Here is a 527-nt window from a genome sequence, read left to right as displayed (position 1 = left end):
GCAGGTCATTTCTTCCCAAGCTGACTCGCTGATTAAAATTTCGCGGATCTGGGCCGATTTTTTTCCCGCAAACACATCGAATCAGCCTATTTAGGCTATTTTTTCCACCATTTCTGGCGTTATTTCCGGTTTTTACTGAGATCTCTCCCACTGACGTATCATTTGGTCCACCCGAAACAGGTTGGCCAGGGTGAATAACATCGCCAGTTGGTTATCGTTTTTCAGCAGCCCCTTGTATCTGGCTTTCACGAAGCCGAACTGCCGCTTGATGATGCGAAACGGGTGCTCCACCCTGGCACGGATGCTGGCTTTCATGTATTCGATGTTGATGGCCGTTTTGTTCTTGCGCGGATGCTGCTTCAAGGTTTTTACCTTGCCGGGACGCTCGGCGATCAGCCAGTCCACATCCACCTCGGCCAGCTCCTCGCGCTGTGGCGCTCCTTGGTAGCCGGCATCGGCTGAGACAAATTGCTCCTCTCCATGCAGCAGATTACCCAGCTGATTGAGGTCATGCTCGTTGGCCGCGG

Annotated in this window: 1 protein-coding gene; it reads right to left on the bottom strand. The window is 52.8% G+C overall.

All coding sequences use genetic code 11. The features are described 5' to 3' along the window. Nucleotides 1-132 precede the first annotated feature (132 nt). On the bottom strand, nt 133-527 hold a 395-nt coding region (locus tag IEY42_RS22285; protein ID WP_188927344.1), incomplete at its 5' end, for a transposase.

The sequence above is a fragment of the Shewanella algicola genome (assembly GCF_014648035.1).
Lineage (GTDB): Bacteria > Pseudomonadota > Gammaproteobacteria > Enterobacterales > Shewanellaceae > Shewanella > Shewanella algicola.
Note: the sequence above shows the minus strand (reverse complement) of the source record. Positions and strands in the feature narration are given on the sequence as shown.